Genomic DNA, 17,879 nt, shown 5'->3' on the forward strand with positions numbered 1-17,879 from the left:
GGTCCCGCTTGACTCCCATCGCCCGGTCGTTCCGGGCCGATACAGGTGAAACAACATGACAGCACTCAGAAAAGCCATTGTCGCCGGCGCCGGGATCGGCGGGCTGACCGCCGCCATCGCGCTGCAGCGCGCGGGCTGGCAGGTCAAGGTCTTCGAAGCGGCGCAGACACTGCGCACCGGTGGCACCGGCCTGTCCGTCATGGCCAATGCCATGGCGGCGTTGCACTCGATTGATGCCCATGTCCCGGTGGAACAGGCCGGCCAGGTGATCCGCGACTTCTTCTTCAAGAAACACCAGGGCGATGCCATTACCCGCATGCCGATCCATGAGATCGGCGAACAGTTGGGCCATCCCAGTGTGAATATCCAGCGCCCGCTACTGCTACGTGCACTGGCGCAGCAGCTCGCACCCGATACCCTCACGACAGGGTTGCGCTGCACGGGGTATGACCACCGCCCCGATGGCGTCGTGGTGCGGTTCGAAGACGGCAGCCTTCAGGAAGCGGATCTGTTGATTGGCGCCGATGGCCTGAACTCGGTGATTCGCCAGCAGATGCTCGGCCAAACCCCAACCCGCCCATCGGGTTATGTCGCCTGGCTGGCGGTGGCGCCCTTCAGCCACCCGGTCATGACCGAAGGCTACGTGGCGCATTACTGGGGACGCGGCAAGCGCTTCGGGCTCTGCGATGTCGGCGACGGCCAGGCGTATTGGTGGGGCACCTGCAATCACGAAAACGCGGCGGATGCCGCCTTGAACATCAGCAAGCAAGAAGTGCTCGCGGCCTATGCCGGCTGGGCACCGGAAGTCGTGGCGGCCATCGAGGCCACCCCCGAGAGTGCCCTACTGAAAATGCATGCCCGGGATCGCCATCCCGTCGAGCAATTCTGCGAGGGACACGTGGTGCTCTTGGGCGATGCGGCTCACCCCATGCTACCCAGCCTGGGCCAAGGTGCCGCACAGGCGATCGAGGATGCCGTGGTATTGGCCGATCGATTGGCGCAAACGCCGGACCTGCGCACCGCACTGCTGCATTACCAGGCCCATCGGCACCCCCGGGCCAACGGGATCGTCAACGCCGCGCGCTTCATGAGCGGCATCGAGCAAGCCGAGTCGGCCCTCGCCTGCTGGCTTCGAGAATGGTATATGCGCCTGACACCGCAGAGCAGCTTGCGCAAAAAAAACATCGACATCCTCTCGTTTAAGCCCTGCGCATGAACCGCGCGAACGGCCACTGAGCGACATGGGCTGGACGGCGTGGGACCCCCTCCCGTTAGTCGCCCCCCTAAAGCGCCAATGACAAAAAGCGACTCCTAGATAGACAAAAAGCGACACATACCGACAGAAAAATCGAGAAATGAGAAGTTTTCACCATACTGGGAATCCAGGTTCCGGACATGTCTGCCAGATGCTTCCTACATTGATGATTCTAAAAAAACAGGCATCCCGAAACCAAACCCAGAACACAACCTTTTAATTTAACTGGATATTTTTTCTGGAATCGCGCCAAAGCCTGGCCGCGCAGCAATCGTTGCCAGGGGAAAAACCTTTGGTCCAACGTGTTTTTTTGCTCGGAGGTATCACAAACCAACACTCACTGGCCGGCCCGGAATGTCCCTGTTTTCCCTTACAGACTTTTCCTACATGGAAACGCCTAATAGCCCTACCGGCTAAACCGTTTAAGTCAATAGGTTCACAAGACCGGCATTGACTCCGAGTATCAAATCCAGAAGAGGCTTCAACTTTCTCGAAACCGTCGGATTTTTTCCGTCAACATCAGCGATGCGGAGCCTTTTCGAGTAAGCAGGAATAAGGACTATGAATCGACATGCGCGTATTGGGGGTGCAGAAAAGTCGCACCTCTACGTAGAGCTAGGAAAGCTGATTTCAAGTGTCGGACACGAAAGTTTCTTGACCAACATGCACCAGATGATCGAGACATCAGTGCCTGTCAGTCGCCTCGAATTGAGTGAATGGACAGCCGACGACACCCAGTCGAACGTCCTCGATGTACAGCTGTTGGGGTATGCGGGTTCGGAAAAAAGCGCGCACATGCAATCCCCCTGCCCCACCACGGCGATACGGCGCAACGATCACCCCTTGGTGAAAAGAGTGCTGGAGGTGGATGACGCCCTGCTGATCCATCTGAACGCACGGATGAAGGACGAAAGAGGCAACGACTGCCTCGGTACGTCCCACCAGTGCATTCTGATTTCGCGCAAGGCCAATCGCCGCTGTGTGATTTCGTTGCAACGCCCCCAGGTACAGCGCGACTTTTCCCTCCAGGAACTGTCCTTTCTGAAATACCTTTCCGAAACGCTGCTGCCCTTGGCCGAGCGTCATGCGCACCTCAATCGCCAATGTTTCAAAGCTTCTGGCAGCGCTACGGGCCATCCGCTCGATGCCGCTGAACAGACCCAATTGCAGCGCGATTTCAATGATCGGTTGAGCCCCTGCGACGTGACCCTTTCGGTGCGGGAAAAAGAAGTCTGCCTGGGCCTGCTGGCCGGGGGCACCGTGCCGGAGATCGCGGAAAAACTACAGGTCAAGAACAGTTCCATCGAAACCTACCTCAAGCGTGCCGCCGCCAAGCTGGGCGTGAGCGGGCGACATGGGCTGGCGAAATGGATGATCGGATCATGACGGCTCGCCGCGCACGGCCCGCCAGAACCCGCCTGCCTGCGCCAGTGGGGTCCGGGCAGGCACCACAATGAGATAACGGTCGATGCATAAACTCTTGAGCCCCCTGGCGGTCGCGGCATTCATGTTGGGCGGTTGCTCGCTGATCCCGGACTACCAACGCCCCGACTCACCGGTCGCCGGGCAGTATCCGCAAACCTCGGCCTATGCCCCGGCCTTGTCGGGGCCCCTGGCGGCCGAACAGGGTTGGCGTGACCTGTTCCAGGATCCGGTGTTGGCGCAACTGATCGAAAGTGCGCTGGCCAACAACCGCGACTTGCGCGTAGCGACCCTGAACGTCGAGGCTTACCAGGCGCAGTATCGGATCCAGCGGGCGGACCTCTTCCCGGCGATCAGTGCCAACGGCACCGGTTCGCGCCAGCGCCTGCCGGCCAGCCTCACCGGAACCGGCGACGCGGCCATCAGCCGTTCGTATTCGGCAACCCTGGGGATCAGTGCTTATGAGCTGGATCTGTTCGGGCGCATACGCAGCCTCAGCGACCAGGCATCGCTGATCTATCTGTCCAGCGAAGAAGCCCGCCGCAGTAGCCAATTGAGCCTGGTGGCCAGTGTGGCCAGTGCCTACCTGACCTGGCGTGCCGATCAGGAGTTGCTGGCGTTGACCCAAGACACGCTGCAGTCCTATGAGCAGAGCCTGCGCCTGACCGAACGCAGTAACCAGGTCGGCACCGCCTCGGCATTGAACCTGAGCCAATCGCGAACCTCGGTGGAAAGCGCCAGGGCCAGCCTGGCCAAGTTCCAGCGCCAGGTCGCCCAGGACCTCAACAACCTCACGTTACTGGTCGGCACGTCGGTCGCCGATGACCTGCCCGGCCGCCCATTGTCATCGGACCTGCTCAGCGAAGTACCGGCGGGCCTGCCTTCAGACTTGCTGCAACGCCGGCCGGACATCCTAGAGGCCGAGTACCTGCTGCAATCGGCTAACGCCAACATCGGCGCGGCCCGTGCCGCGTTTTTCCCGAGCATCAGCCTGACCGCCAACGCGGGCAGTTCCAGCAACGAGCTGTCCGGGCTGTTCAAGGGCGGGTCGGGCAGTTGGACGTTTCAACCGCAGATCAATTTGCCGATTTTCAACGCCGGCAGCCTTCGGGCGAGCCTGAACTACTCGAAAATCCAGAAAGACATCCGTGTGTCGCAATACGAGAAAGCCATCCAGACCGCCTTCCAGGAAGTCTCCGATGGCCTGGCGGCACGCAAGACTTATAAAGACCAGTTGATCGCCCAGCGCGACCTGGTGCAAGCCAACCAGGATTACTACCGCCTGGCGGAGAGGCGCTATCGCATCGGCGTGGACAGCAGCCTGACGTACCTCGATGCCCAACGCTCGCTGTTCAGCGCCCAGCAAACCCTGATCGTCGACCGGTTGTCGCAGCTGCTCGCCGAAGTCAACCTGTACAAGGCTCTGGGCGGGGGTTGGGTAGAACGCACAAGCAACGTGACTGTGAGGTGATTGCAGATGGGGACATTCGAACCCGGAACACTGGTGCGCTTACGCTCGGGAGGTAAGACGATGGTGGTCAAACATTCGTCGTCCATTTCCCAGATGCCGGATACATTGCTGCTCCTGTGCGAGTACCGGGCCAAGAATCGCCTGGTGCAGGGCTTCTATGCGACACGCGACCTCATCCCGGCTGTCGGCAACTCGGACACCGAACGGTCCTAGACCCGCAGCGAGGCTACTTTTGTGGCGAGGGGTTCGGGCTTCAGACCGTACGCGAATACTGAACCGCCTGGTCCGCCCCCAGGTACGCGTCGAAGGCCATGGCCACGTTGCGCATCATCAATTGCCCCTGGGGCAACAACACCAGCGCGTCGTCACGAAGGTCCAGCAACCCATCGCGCACCAGCTCCTGAAGCCGGTCCAGGGCATCGGCGAAGTACTCGCTAAACCGAATGCCATGGGCGCTCTCGATCCGGCCGAAATCGATGCAGCCATGACACATCAATTCGCTGATGACCTCGCGCCGCAGGCGATCGTCATCGCTTAACCGATAGCCACGTTGCACCGCCAGCAGGCCTTGATCCAGCCGGGCGTAATACTGGGAAAGCTCCTTGACGTTCTGGTTGTAGCTGTCGCCCACCTTGCCGATCGAAGACACCCCCAGGCCAATCAGGTCGCAGTCGGCATGGGTGGAATACCCCTGGAAATTGCGCTGCAGGCTGCCCTGGGCCCGGGCGCGTACCAGTTCGTCATCCGGCAAGGCAAAGTGGTCCATGCCGATATAGACGTAGCCAGCTTCAGTCAGGCGATTGATGGTCAACTCCAGCAACTCCAGCTTGCGCTCTGGCGGCGGCATGTCTTCTGGCCGGATCATCCGTTGCGCCCGCACCCGTTGCGGCAGGTGGGCGTAGCTGTAGGCCGCGATCCGATCCGGACGCAGGGCGATGATCTTGCTCAAGGTGACATCGAAGCTGGCGATGGTCTGCAACGGCAGGCCGTAGATCAGATCGACGCTGACCGACTTGAAGCGCGCCAGGCGCGCAGCTTCCACCAGCTCGACGACCTGGGCTTCGCTTTGCACCCGATTGACGGCGATCTGCACCTGGGCATCGAAATCCTGGACGCCAAAGCTCAGGCGGTTGAACCCCAGCTGGCGCAGGCCTTGGATCTGTTGCGCATCGATGGTCCGCGGATCGACCTCGATGGAAAACTCATGGGCGTCGCTGTCGTCCATGTCGAACGATTGGTGCAGGCAGTCCATCAGGTCGGCCAGTTGCTCATGGGTCAAGTACGTCGGCGTGCCCCCGCCCAGGTGCAGTTGAGTCAGTTTGCGCGAGCGGTCGAACAAGGCCGCCTGCAGGGCAATTTCGCGCTTGAGGTAGGTCAGGTATTCGACGGCGCGATGGGTCTTGCGCGTGATGATCTTGTTGCACGCGCAGTAATAGCAGAGGCTCTGGCAGAACGGGATATGGATGTACACCGATAACGACTTGGGCAGCGGCGCCTGGTTACTGCGCTGGGCAGCCTGCTGGTATTCGTCCATGGCAAAGGCCTGGTGGAACTGCGGCGCGGTCGGATAGGAGGTGTAGCGCGGCCCCGGGCGGTCGTATTTTTCCACCAGGGCACGATTGAAACCGGATGCAGCATTCATGATGGGTTCAACTTTTCAAAAGGGTGTGGGCCTGTGTCATCCAGTCCTGGGTCGAACAGATTGCAGATCGCATCGACGCTCAAGCGCCCGGCGGGCAGGATGCCGATAAACCGGCTCGACAGTTCGATCAATCCTTGGTCATGCAACGCTTCCAGCGACGGCCAGACGAATGCGAAATACTCGCGAAACACCAGGCCGAAGCGTGCCTCGATGGCCGGGATATCCAGCTCCAGGTCACAGGAAAGCTGCTCGGTCACGCAGGCCTTGACCTGATCCTGCGCTTCACAGCGCCAGCCGCGACAGACCGGCAACTGCCCGGCGTCCAGCTGTTGGCAATATTGATGCAGGTCGTCGGTGTTCTGCACGTACAGGTGCTCGATCTGAGTGATGGCCGACAAACCGAAGCCCACATGATCACAGCAACCGTGACGGGTAAAACCCTGGCAATTGCGATGCAGGCGTCCGTGCTCCTGGGCCACCGCCAGGTCATCGTCGGCCCTGACAAACTGGCCCAGGCCGATGTAGTGATAACCGGCACCAATCAGTTGCTCGCAACAGATCCGCCACATGGCATCCTTGTCGACCGGGCTGCAAAAATCACCGGCCACCCCGGCGTTCTTCGAGCGATAACGATAAGGCGCGCGGGCATAGTCGAAAACGTGCAACCGGTCCGGTTCCAGTTCGATCAGCGTCGCCAGTTTCAGGGCGAAGCTGTCGGGTGTCTGCCAGGCGTGGCCGTAGCCCAGGTCAATGTTGATGGAGCGAAAACCAAACGTGCGCGCCGCATCGATCAGCGAATGGATCGGTGCCGGGTTCTGGTAGCAATCGACCGACAGGTCGCTGTCCACGCCAATGTCGGGGACGCCGATGCTGACATGGGTGAACCCCTGGTCACGGATCAGGCCCATGGTCGACCAGTCCGTGTGGTGCAGGTCCACCTCGATGCTGTGGTCGCCGCCGTCGTATTCATTGAAGTCAAAGCGCTTGCGCAGGCCACTCATCAGCTTCTGCAGGTGTGCGATCACCGGTGTACCACCGGTCAGGCAAAACTGCTCGACGCGCCGCCCTGCGCCCAGGTGGCAACCAACCAAGCCCATCTCATACGTCAGGCGTTGCAGGTAGCCCTCGATCTCACCGCACCGGCAGTCGCTGGCCAGGGGCGAACACGACGCCAGCCGCAAGCGCGAAGGCAGGTGCACCGCCAGGGACAAGGGCCGTCGTTTCTGGCGGCTGCTGCGCAACCCTCGAAGCAGGTCGAGCGAACCGATGCCTGTGTGGAATCTACGTGTACCGACCGGACAATCGAAATCAGCCACCACAGGGGCACGTCCCGAGGGTCGCTCACCGAGGGTATGGAACGGGTCGAACATGACAATCTCCCAGTGGCTGTGCGCGAGCAGTTTGCGGGGTAACCCGCGGGGCCACCTTGACCTGTATCAAGCGCTTTGGAAGCACGCTGCCAGCGCTTACCAGGTGACGTAGAACATAGCCTTGGCCAGCAGCACGATCGCGACCATATGCAGGAACACACTGGTATGGATGATGCGCACGTAGCGGGCATTCATGCGCCCGCTCCTGAACAGCCACATGGCCCAGAGGAAATGCCCCAGCACACTGCCCGCCAACAGGATCTTGAGCCCCAGCAGCAAACCGAAGGATGACTGCAACGGTGACGAGAGCACCGGCCAATAGCGCAGCCAGACCATGCCAATGCCCGCGCCGAACAGCACCAGTAGCACCCACGGCATCAACTGCCGGGCGCGTTGGCTGATGCCTTGTTCCAGCAGCACCATGACCTTGACAGGCAGTTGCTTGCGAATGCTCTCCAGGAACAGGACTTCGAAGAAAACCGTGCCGATGAATATCAGCGCGGCAAACAAGTGCAAGGTCAGAAACAGCGGATAACTCATGAGCTTCCTCGGTCGCCCTCTTCAGCGGGGCGATGGTTTATTGGAGGTTATCGCGCCGTCCCCGAAGTGAGGTTGATGCCAATCAAGGAAACCCCCTGTCTGCCCCCCGCAAAGGGGACATCGTTCGGCCTTGAAAGCGTCAACAAAACGTTTCCCATGCGCAATCCCTACAGAACCGCTGATCAGTTAGTCCGGCTTTTTGACACTTTCCCCGATATGCGGTCACAACTTTTGCGCCTCCCTGGGTCATAACACCGAGGTCGTCGATGGAATGTTGGCGTCTACCTAGGTTCAAGCCTGATACGGAGATAAGCTCATGATTTTCAACGTACAAAATTTTGGCGCCAAAGGAGATGGCATCACGGACGACACGGCAGCCATCCAGAGTGCGATTGATGCGGCGGCCGCGGCCGGCGGTGGGCAGGTGTACATGCCGACCGGCACCTACATCGTGTCGGGGGGAGAGGAACCTTCCGATGGCTGCCTGATGCTCAAGAGCAATGTCTACCTGTACGGCGACGGCATGGGCCAGACGACGGTCAAGTTGGTCGATGGCTCCGACACCAAGATCACCGGGATCATCCGTTCTGCCTACGGCGAGGAAACCCACGACTTCGGCGTCAGCAACCTCACCATCGACGGCAACCGCGACAGCACCACCGGCAAGGTCGACGGCTGGTTCAACGGCTACATTCCCGGCGAAGAAGGCTACGACTCCAACGTCACCCTCGACAGCGTCGAGATCAAGGATTGCTCCGGGTACGGTTTCGACCCCCACGAGCAAACCGTCAACATGGTCATCAAGAACAGCGTGTCCCACGGCAACGGCCTGGACGGTTTCGTCGCCGACTTCCTCAGCGACAGCACCTTCGAAAACAACGTCGCCTACGACAACGACCGCCACGGTTTCAACGTCGTCACCAGCACCCACGATTTCACCATGACCAATAACGTCGCCTACGACAACGGCGGCAATGGCATCGTGGTCCAGCGCGGCAGCGAGGACATCCCCTCGCCCAGCAACATCACCATCACCGGCGGCGAGGTGTATGGCAACGGCGCCGAGGGGGTGCTGATCAAGCTCTCCAGCGAGGTGACCGTCAGCGGCATCGACATTCATGACAACAGCAGCGCCGGGATTCGTATCTACGGCAGCAACCACGTCGAGATCATCGACAACACCCTCAACAACAATGCCCTGGGCAGTGCCGTACCGGAGATCATCATCCAGTCCTACGACGACACCCAGGGCGTGTCCGGCAAGTACTTCAACGGCAGCGACAACCTCATCCAGGGCAACATCATCAGCGGCAGCGACCTGTCGACCTATGGCGTGGCAGAGCGCAACGAAGACGGCACCGACCGCAACGCCATCATCGCCAACACCATCAGCCACACCAGCAAGGGCGCCACGCTGGTCTATGGCGACGGCAGCTACGTCAGCGCCACGGTGCCCATGACCACCGTACAAGGTACCGCGGGCAACGACACCCTGCTCGGCAGCGCCGCCAACGAGATTTTCTACGGCGGCGCAGGCAACGACACCATCAATGGCGCGGCCGGTAGCGACATCCTCGTCGGTGGCGCCGGCATTGACAAACTCACCGCAGGCACCGGTGCCGATACGTTCCGTTTCGTCGCGCAGTCGGACAGTTACCGCAACGCGACCACCAGTTTCGATGACACCATCACCGACTTCGACGTCACCCAGGACAAGATCGATCTCGCCGGCCTGGGTTTCACCGGACTGGGCAATGGCCGTGGCGGCACCCTGCAGGTCAGCTACAGCGCCAGCAGCGACCGCACCTACATCAAGGACTACGACGCCGACGCCAATGGCAATCGCTTCGAGCTGATCCTCTCGGGCAACCTGACCAGCACCTTGACCTCCAGCAACTTCATCTTCAATCGGGTGGTCACCGGCACCAGTGGCAGCGATTCGCTGCTGGGTAGCGATGCGGCCGATACCCTGCTCGGCCTGGCGGGCAACGACAGCCTCAGTGGCGGCGCCGGCGATGACAAGCTCGACGGCGGTGCCGGCAAGGACACCCTCACCGGTGGTGCCGGGGCGGACACCTTCGTGTTCGCCAGCCGCCAGGACAGCTACCGCAACTACAACACCGGCGGCGTCAACCTGGGCGACCTGATCACCGACTTCGACATCAACGCCGACAAGATCGACCTCTCCGCCATGGACTTCACCGGCCTGGGGGACGGCAAGAACAACACCGTGTACCTGGTGCTCAACAGTGCCGGCACCAAGACCTACATCAAGTCCCTGGAGGCCGACGCCAATGGCAACCGCTTCGAAGTGGCGCTGGACGGCAATTACCTCAACACCCTGACCAGCGCCAACTTCGTCTTCGCCACCTCCTCGCCGACCAACCAGACACCCGTGGTGGCGACGCCGCTGCTGGACCAGAATGCCACCGAAAACACCCCGTTCAGCTACGTGGTGCCGGCCACCAGTTTCACCGATCCGGATAACGACAGCCTGAGCTACACCGCCAAGCTCGCCGATGGCAGCGCCCTGCCCAACTGGCTGACCTTCGATGCCGCCACCCGTACCTTCAGCGGCACACCACCCGACACCGCGTCGGGCACCTACGCCATCCAGGTCACCGCAACAGACGGCAGCAACGCCATCGTCAGCGACAGCTTTACCCTCGCGGTGCAGGACGTCCCCACGGCCATTGTGATCAATGGCACGCCGAACAACGACACGCTGACCGGCACCACAGCCAACGAGCAACTGTTCGGTGGCGCGGGCAACGACACCCTCGATGGCGGCGCCGGCAACGACATCCTGGTCGGCGGCACCGGGGTGGACAAGCTCACCGGCGGCGCCGGGGCCGATGTGTTCCGCTACACCTCCAAGCTCGACAGCTACCGCACCAGTTCCACCAGCGCCAGCGACCAGATCCTCGACTTCGACGTGGCCGCGGACAAGATCGACGTGTCGGCGCTTGGCTATACCGGCCTGGGCAATGGCAGTGGCGGCACGCTGCAGGTGACCTACAGCGCCTCGACCAACCGCACCTACCTCAAGGACTTCACGGTCGACGCCAACGGCAATCGCTTTGAAATTTCGCTGGCCGGCAACCTGGCCGGCAGCCTGACGGCCAGCCACTTTGTCTTCGCCGACCAGAACACCCCCACCAACGTAGCGCCGGTCGTGGCCATTGCGCTGTTGGACCAGAATGCCAGTGAAAGCACACCCTTCAGCTACACCCTGGCCAGCAACAGCTTCACTGACGCCAACCAGGATGTACTGACCTACACCGCCACCCTCGCCAACGGCAACGCTCTGCCCGCGTGGCTGAGTTTCAATGCCACCAATCTGACCTTCAGCGGCACCCCGACCAGCACCGCGGCAGGCAACTACGACGTATTGGTCAAGGCCACCGATCCCTCGGGCGCCTCGGTCAGTGACAGCTTTGCCCTGGCGGTGGCCGATGCGCCCGCCAACACCATCACCGGCACCAACAACGCCGAAACCCTCAACGGCACGACCGGTGCGGACCTGATCCTTGGCCTGGGCGGCAACGACACGATCAAGGCCGGCACCGGCGCGGACATCATCGACGGCGGTGTGGGACGCGACTCGCTGTACGGCGGCGACGGTGCCGATACGTTCCGCTACACCAACGGGCTCGACAGCTACCGCGACTACGACGCGGGAGGCGTCACGGCCACCGACACGATTTATGACTTCACCATCGGCGTCGACAAAATCGATGTCTCGGAGCTGGGTTTTCTCGGCCTCGGCGATGGCAGCAACGGCACGCTGTACATGACCTTGAACGCCGCCGGCGACAAGACCTACATCAAGTCCGCCGAAGCCGATGCCGACGGCAATCGCTTCGAGATCGCCCTCAGTGGCAACTACCTCAACACCCTCACCGCCAGCGACTTCGTCTTCGGCGAGCGTGCCCAGCAGGACATCCTCTACCTGCCGACCCTCGGCCAATCCAATGCACGCCTGCTGCGCATGACCGAGGACGACGACCAGTCCGGCACGTCGATGCTGGTCAATGACCTGGACCGTTACACCACCTACGACGTGCGCAGCCAGTTCACCGATGCCGATGGCAACGGCATCGACATCGCGGTGGGCGGCAGCACGGTCAACGGCCTGTCCACACTCAGCGCCGAGGAGCTCCAGCTGTGCTGGTGGTTGACCGACACCAACCAGCCCGGGCCGGCACTGTTGCGGGCGGTGACGTTGCTGCGCGACCAGCTCACCGAACTGCAGTCGATCGATAACGTCACCATGGGCATCATCTGGGGCCAGGGCGAGGAAGCCGCCCAGGAAATCGCTCGCGCCACCGACAAGGCGGCGGCAGCTGCGGCCTATAAGGCCGCGACCTTGAAGGTGTTCGACTACTTGCACGCCCAGTTCGGCAATTTCAGTGTGTACATGATGGAAACCGGTCACTACTCAGAGGACGCGGCCCGGGCGCGGGGTTATTCGGAAGAGAAAATCGCCTCCATCGTCGAGGGCGTCGGTTATGTCCGCGCCGCCCAGGAAGCCATCGCCGCCGAGCGCGCCGACGTCAAGCTGGCGGTGGACTACACCGACCTGCCCTTGCGCTACGAAGTCGACCCGCTGGTATACCCCGATGACGTCTGGCACCTGCACGAGGAATCGGCGGAAATCGTCGGCCAGCGCCTGGCGGACTACATTGCCGATGACCTGGGCTTGCAGGGCAATCCCGACGACAACAACAGCGTGCAGGACATCTTCGACAACGCCCAGAACCAGGGCGGGATGATCTCCGGTACCGACCAGGACGACACCCTGGTGGGCAGCTCGGGCAACGACACGCTGGATGGTGACCTGGGCGCTGACACCCTCACCGGTGGCGACGGCAACGACATCTACGTGGTCGACAATGCCTTCGACAGCGTGGTGGAAACCAACACCTCGGCATCGCAGATCGATACGGTGCAAGCCTCGGTCAGTTGGACCCTGGGCGCCAATCTGGAGAACCTGTTGCTCACCGGTGTGTCGGACATCGACGGCACCGGCAATGAACGGCGCAACTTCATCACCGGCAACGCCGCCAATAACGTGCTCAACGGCGCCGCAGGGGCCGACAGCCTGAGCGGTGGCGATGGCAACGACACCTACTTTGTCGACAATGCCGACGACAGCGTGATCGAGACCAACAGCAATACGGTGACCGGCGGGATCGACAGTGTGCACAGCAGCCTGGCGGCCTATACCTTGGGCAACAACGTCGAGAACCTGTATGTCGATAGCACCGGCGCCGCCAATGGCACCGGCAACGCGCTGGACAATACGCTGTTCGCCGGCGCCGGCAACAATGTGCTGGATGGACGCGATGGCATTGACACGGCCAGCTTTGAGCGCGCCCTGTCCGGCGTGACCGTCAACCTCTCGACGTCGGCGCAACAGAACACCGTGGGGTCTGGGCTCGACACCTTGAAGTTCATCGAGAACCTGAAGGGAAGCGCCTACGCCGACACGCTGTCGGGGAACAGTGCGGCGAACGTCCTGGACGGAGGGGCCGGCAACGATACGCTGGTGGGTGGTTCGGGCGACGATCGGTTGATCGGCGGCGCTGGCACCGACAATCTTACCGGTGGCACTGGTGCGGACACCTACGTGTTTGGTGCGCTGTCGGACATGGGCGTCGGGGCCTTGCGCGATGTGGTCAGCGGTTTCAAGAGCGCGGAGTTCGACAAGTTGGACCTCACCGGCCTGGACGCCAACCCGCTGACCGCCGAAGTCGACGCCTTCACCTTCATCGGCAGCAACGCCTTCGACCCCACCAACGCCACCGGTCAACTGCGCTTCGCCGATGGCATCCTCTCCGGCAGCACAAACGCCGACGCCACCCCCGAGTTCGAATTCGAACTGGTCGGCGTCAAGGAGCTGCACGCCAGCGACTTCACCGCCTGAATGCCCCCCTGAGCAGGCTTGCCCGCAATAGCGGCGGCACATTCAGCAAGGATGCTGACTGACCCACCGCCTTCGCGAGCAAGCTTTGCTCCCACAGGGGATTGTTGTTGGCCGGAAAATCCCAGGCGGGCACCGATCCAAACGGTGGGAGCAAAGCTTGCTCGCGATGACGGCGGCACATCCAACATCAAGACAGACTGACCCACCGCCTGCGCGAGCAAGCTCTGCTCCCACAGGGGATTGTTGTTGGCCGGAAAATCCCAGGCGGGCACCGATCCAAACGGTGGGAGCAAAGCTTGCTCGCGATGACGGCGGCACATCCAACATCAAGGCAGACTGACCCACCGCCTTCGCCAGCAAGCTTTGCTCCCACAAGGGATTTTTGTTGGCCGGGAGATCCCAGGCTGGCACCGATCCAAACGGTGGGAGCAAAGCTTGCTCGCGATGACCGCGGCACATCCAACATCAAGGCAGACGGACACACCGCCTTCGCCAGCAAGCTCTGCTCCCACAGGGGATTTTTGTTGGCCGGGAAATCCCAGGCTGGCACCGACCCAAATGGTGGGAGCAAAGCTTGCTCGCGATAACGGCGGCACATCCAACATCAAGGCAGACTGACCCACCGCCTTCGCGAGCAAGCGCTGCTCCCACAGGGGATTTTTGTTGGCCGGGAAATCCCAGGCGGGCACCGATCCAGACGGTGGGAGCAAAGCTTGCTCGCGATGACCGCGGCACATCCAACATCAAGACAGACTGACCCACCGCCTTCGCCAGCAAGCTTTGCTCCCACAGGGGATTTTTGTTGGCCGGGAAATCCCAGGCGGGCACCGGTCCAAACGGTGGGAGCAAAGCTTGCTCGCGATGACCGCGGCACATCCAACATCAAGACAGACTGACCCACCGCCTTCGCGAGCAAGCTTTGCTCCCACAGGGGATTTTTGTTGGCCGGGAAATCCCAGGCGGGCACCGATCCAAACGGTGGGAGCAAAGCTTGCTCGCGATGACCGCGGCACATCCAACATCAGGGCAGACTGACCCACCGCCTTCGCGAGCAAGCTTTGCTCCCACAGGGGATTTTTGTTGGCCGGGAAATCCCAGGCGGGCACCGATCCAAACGGTGGGAGCAAAGCTTGATCGCGATGACGGCGGCACATCCAACATCAAGACAGACTGACCCACCGCCTTCGCGAGCAAGCCCTCACACATGGGATTTTTGTTGGCCGGGAAATCCCAGGCGGGCACCGACCCAAACGGTGGGAGCAAAGCTTGCTCGCGATAACGGCGGCACATCCAACATCAAGGCAGACTGACCCACCGCCTTCGCCAGCAAGCTTTGCTCCCACAAGGGATTTTTTTTGGCCGGGAAATCCCAGGCGGGCACCGATCCAAACGGTGGGAGCAAAGCTTGCTCGCGATGACGGCGGCACATCCAACGTCAAGGCAGACTGACCCACCGCCTTCGCGAGCAAGCTTTGCTCCCACAGGGGATTCTTGTTGGCCGGGAAATCGCAGGCTGGCACCGACCCAAACGTTGGGAGCAAAGCTTGCTCGCGATGACCGCGGCACATCCAACATCAAGACAGACTGACACACCGCCTGCGCGAGCAAGCTTTGCTCCCACAGGGGATTTTTGTTGGCCGGGAAATCCCAGGCTGGCACCGATCCAGACGGTGGGAGCAAAACTTGCTCGCGATGACCGCGGCACATCCAACATCAAGGCAGACGGACACACCGCCTTTGCGAGCAAGCTTTGCTCCCACAGGGGATTTTTGTTGGCCGGGAAATCCCAGGCTGGCACCGATCCAAACGGTGGGAGCAAAGCTTGCTCGCGATGACCGCGGCACATCCAACATCAAGGCAGACTGACACACCGCCTTCGCGAGCAAGCTTTGCTCCCACAGGGGATTTTTGTTGGCCGGGAAATCCCAGGCGGGCACCGATCCAAACGGTGGGAGCAAAGCTTGATCGCGATGACGGCGGCACATCCAACATCAAGACAGACTGACCCACCGCCTTCGCGAGCAAGCCCTCACACATGGGATTTTTGTTGGCCGGGAAATCCCAGGCGGGCACCGACCCAAACGGTGGGAGCAAAGCTTGCTCGCGATAACGGCGGCACATCCAACATCAAGGCAGACTGACCCACCGCCTTCGCCAGCAAGCTTTGCTCCCACAAGGGATTTTTTTTGGCCGGGAAATCCCAGGCGGGCACCGATCCAAACGGTGGGAGCAAAGCTTGCTCGCGATGACGGCGGCACATCCAACGTCAAGGCAGACTGACCCACCGCCTTCGCGAGCAAGCTTTGCTCCCACAGGGGATTCTTGTTGGCCGGGAAATCGCAGGCTGGCACCGACCCAAACGTTGGGAGCAAAGCTTGCTCGCGATGACCGCGGCACATCCAACATCAAGACAGACTGACACACCGCCTGCGCGAGCAAGCTTTGCTCCCACAGGGGATTTTTGTTGGCCGGGAAATCCCAGGCTGGCACCGATCCAGACGGTGGGAGCAAAACTTGCTCGCGATGACCGCGGCACATCCAACATCAAGGCAGACGGACACACCGCCTTTGCGAGCAAGCTTTGCTCCCACAGGGGATTTTTGTTGGCCGGGAAATCCCAGGCTGGCACCGATCCAAACGGTGGGAGCAAAGCTTGCTCGCGATGACCGCGGCACATCCAACATCAAGGCAGACTGACACACCGCCTTCGCGAGCAAGCTTTGCTCCCACAGGTTTTTTTTGTTGGCCGGGAAATCCCAGGCGGGCACCGATCCTAACGGTGGGAGCAAAGCTTGCTCGCGATGACCGCGGCACATCCAACATCAAGGCAGACTGACCCACCGCCTTCGCGAGCAAGCCCTCACACAGGGATAAGTTGCAAACTTGAGCCCTGGATTGTCTAGAACAAGCTTTGCACCTGCTCCAGCACCGCGCGGTTCATCTGCCCGGTGTGGGTGTGCAGGCTCACATAGCTTTGCAGCATGTCGAGCTTGGTATCGAGCAGATCTCGACGGGCCTGGAACACCCGCTGTTGTGCATCAAGAATATCCACCGTGGAACGCACGCCACCCTGGAAGCCTTTTTCCGTCGAGGTCAGCGCTCGCTGGTTGGACTCCACCGCCCGTTGCATCGCCTTGCTCTTGGCAAACCCGGCCACGACGCCCAGGTAATCGGCCTCGATATCCTCGGCCAGTTGCTGGCGTTGCACGTCGTAGTCGGACTGGGCGCCGGCCAGTTGCGCTTCGGCCTTGGCCACCGAGGCCCGTACCGCCCCGCCGCGATACAACGGAATGTCCAACTGCACCCCCACGTAGTAGGTGTCCTGGCGCGGGTCGAGTTCCTGGTATTGACGGGTTTCCCGGCGGGTCAACTGGGTGGTCAGCGACAAGGTGGGATAATGCCCGGCGCGCTGGCTGTCAGCCTGGGCTTCGGCCACTTTCACCGCCGCCAGCCGGGCGGCCAGCTCGGGGCTGGCTTGGCGGGCAATCGCCGTCCAGTACGATAAGTCCTGTTCCGGCGGAATCGGGCTACCGGCGGCAAGCTCTTCGCGCATCGGCAAGATGTCATCGATGGGCACGCTGGCACGCCCGGACAAGGCCCGCAAAGCCGCCACCCGGCGCGCCTGGGCTTCAGCCTCCTGGGCTTGCACCAGATCGAGCCGCGCCTGGGCCTCATCGATATCGGTGATCGCGCCCTGGCCGCCCTCATAAAGCTTTCTACTTTGAATGACCAAGCCTCGGATGGCGGACTTTTGCTGGGCGATCAACTTGATTTCGTTCTCCGCCCGGGCAACATCGAAATACCCCTTCGCCACCCGGTCATACAGGGTCTGACCGGCCACGTCGAACACCTGGACGCCCAGTTGACCGCGCGCCTTGCCCTCCTGGTACGCCGCCCAGCGCGCCTTGTCGTAGAGCGGCTGTTGCGCCGCCAGGGTGACGTTGTTCGCCTGGTAATCGTTGCTGTTGACATAGGTGCTGTCATCACCGCCGTCGGTCCGCCCGCCGTAGCCGTAGCGCGAGGTCAGCGACACTTGCGGGTAAAGGCCGCCACGCCCGATGTCTTCTTCATGCCGCGAAGCTTCATAGGCGTGGGCAGCCGACTGCACGGTCGGATCGTTGAGGCGCGAGGCATCATAAGCGGCGCTCAGGCTCAGACCGCCCTCAGCGGCCCACACCGGATTGAGCGCCGCCCAACCCGCACACAGGCTCAGCAATACACGCAAACGGTAGCGGCAACGATCGACCACG

At 61.5% G+C, this 17,879-nt stretch carries 9 protein-coding genes; 5 read left to right on the forward strand and 4 right to left on the reverse strand.

Going from position 1 to position 17,879, the window contains the following annotated elements:
- Positions 1 to 55 precede the first annotated feature (55 nt).
- The 4 genes from GFU70_RS15100 (at position 56) to GFU70_RS15115 (ending at position 4,361) form a co-directional block, all read left to right on the forward strand.
- Entirely contained in the window at positions 56 to 1,216 is a 1,161-nt protein-coding gene (locus GFU70_RS15100) for an FAD-dependent monooxygenase (RefSeq protein ID WP_116642124.1), read from the forward strand.
- 600 nt (positions 1,217 to 1,816) lie between these two features.
- A complete protein-coding gene (locus tag GFU70_RS15105) occupies positions 1,817 to 2,641 on the forward strand; it encodes a helix-turn-helix transcriptional regulator (protein ID WP_058542632.1) in 825 nt (274 codons plus the stop codon).
- A gap of 82 nt (positions 2,642 to 2,723) precedes the next feature.
- Complete coding sequence (adeC, locus tag GFU70_RS15110) at positions 2,724 to 4,148, forward strand: AdeC/AdeK/OprM family multidrug efflux complex outer membrane factor (protein WP_058542633.1); 1,425 nt, start codon at positions 2,724 to 2,726, stop codon at positions 4,146 to 4,148.
- 60 nt (positions 4,149 to 4,208) lie between these two features.
- Positions 4,209 to 4,361, forward strand: coding sequence for a hypothetical protein (locus tag GFU70_RS15115; protein ID WP_413468819.1), 153 nt, complete (start codon positions 4,209 to 4,211; stop codon positions 4,359 to 4,361).
- 40 nt (positions 4,362 to 4,401) lie between these two features.
- Here GFU70_RS15115 and hemN read toward each other — a convergent pair whose 3' ends face one another.
- From hemN to GFU70_RS15130, 3 genes are all read right to left on the reverse strand, one after another.
- Positions 4,402 to 5,790, reverse strand: a complete 1,389-nt coding sequence (gene hemN, locus GFU70_RS15120; protein WP_153388338.1) for an oxygen-independent coproporphyrinogen III oxidase — start codon at positions 5,788 to 5,790, stop codon at positions 4,402 to 4,404.
- Positions 5,787 to 7,160: a hypothetical protein gene (locus tag GFU70_RS15125; protein WP_058542636.1), complete on the reverse strand. Its 1,374-nt coding sequence runs from the start codon at positions 7,158 to 7,160 to the stop codon at positions 5,787 to 5,789. Before GFU70_RS15125 ends, hemN begins: the two co-directional genes overlap by 4 nt.
- A gap of 96 nt (positions 7,161 to 7,256) precedes the next feature.
- Positions 7,257 to 7,700, reverse strand: a complete 444-nt coding sequence (locus tag GFU70_RS15130; protein WP_058542637.1) for a CopD family copper resistance protein — start codon at positions 7,698 to 7,700, stop codon at positions 7,257 to 7,259.
- Between the two features lie 316 nt (positions 7,701 to 8,016).
- Here GFU70_RS15130 and GFU70_RS15135 point away from each other — a divergent pair, with 316 nt between their 5' ends.
- The gene (locus GFU70_RS15135) at positions 8,017 to 13,629 is read left to right on the forward strand and encodes a putative Ig domain-containing protein (protein WP_153388339.1); all 5,613 of its coding nucleotides are present in this window, start codon (positions 8,017 to 8,019) and stop codon (positions 13,627 to 13,629) included.
- A 2,899-nt stretch (positions 13,630 to 16,528) separates the two neighbouring features.
- On the opposite strand, the gene GFU70_RS15140 is transcribed toward GFU70_RS15135, so the two are convergent.
- Positions 16,529 to 17,878, reverse strand: a complete 1,350-nt coding sequence (locus GFU70_RS15140; RefSeq protein ID WP_153388340.1) for a TolC family outer membrane protein — start codon at positions 17,876 to 17,878, stop codon at positions 16,529 to 16,531.
- Position 17,879 lies beyond the last annotated feature (1 nt).

It is taken from the genome of Pseudomonas brassicacearum, from assembly GCF_009601685.2.
GTDB lineage: Bacteria > Pseudomonadota > Gammaproteobacteria > Pseudomonadales > Pseudomonadaceae > Aquipseudomonas > Aquipseudomonas kilonensis_B.

Bases quoted from the DNA above. Each gene is read 5' to 3' on its own strand.
- GFU70_RS15135 (WP_153388339.1), top strand. From the start codon at position 8,017: ATGATTTTCAACGTACAAAATTTTGGCGCCAAAGGAGATGGCATCACG.
- adeC (WP_058542633.1), top strand. From the start codon at position 2,724: ATGCATAAACTCTTGAGCCCCCTGGCGGTCGCGGCATTCATGTTGGGC.
- hemN (WP_153388338.1), bottom strand. From the start codon at position 5,790: ATGAATGCTGCATCCGGTTTCAATCGTGCCCTGGTGGAAAAATACGAC.
- GFU70_RS15100 (WP_116642124.1), top strand. From the start codon at position 56: ATGACAGCACTCAGAAAAGCCATTGTCGCCGGCGCCGGGATCGGCGGG.
- GFU70_RS15105 (WP_058542632.1), top strand. From the start codon at position 1,817: ATGAATCGACATGCGCGTATTGGGGGTGCAGAAAAGTCGCACCTCTAC.
- GFU70_RS15130 (WP_058542637.1), bottom strand. From the start codon at position 7,700: ATGAGTTATCCGCTGTTTCTGACCTTGCACTTGTTTGCCGCGCTGATA.
- GFU70_RS15115 (WP_413468819.1), top strand. From the start codon at position 4,209: ATGGTGGTCAAACATTCGTCGTCCATTTCCCAGATGCCGGATACATTG.
- GFU70_RS15125 (WP_058542636.1), bottom strand. From the start codon at position 7,160: ATGTTCGACCCGTTCCATACCCTCGGTGAGCGACCCTCGGGACGTGCC.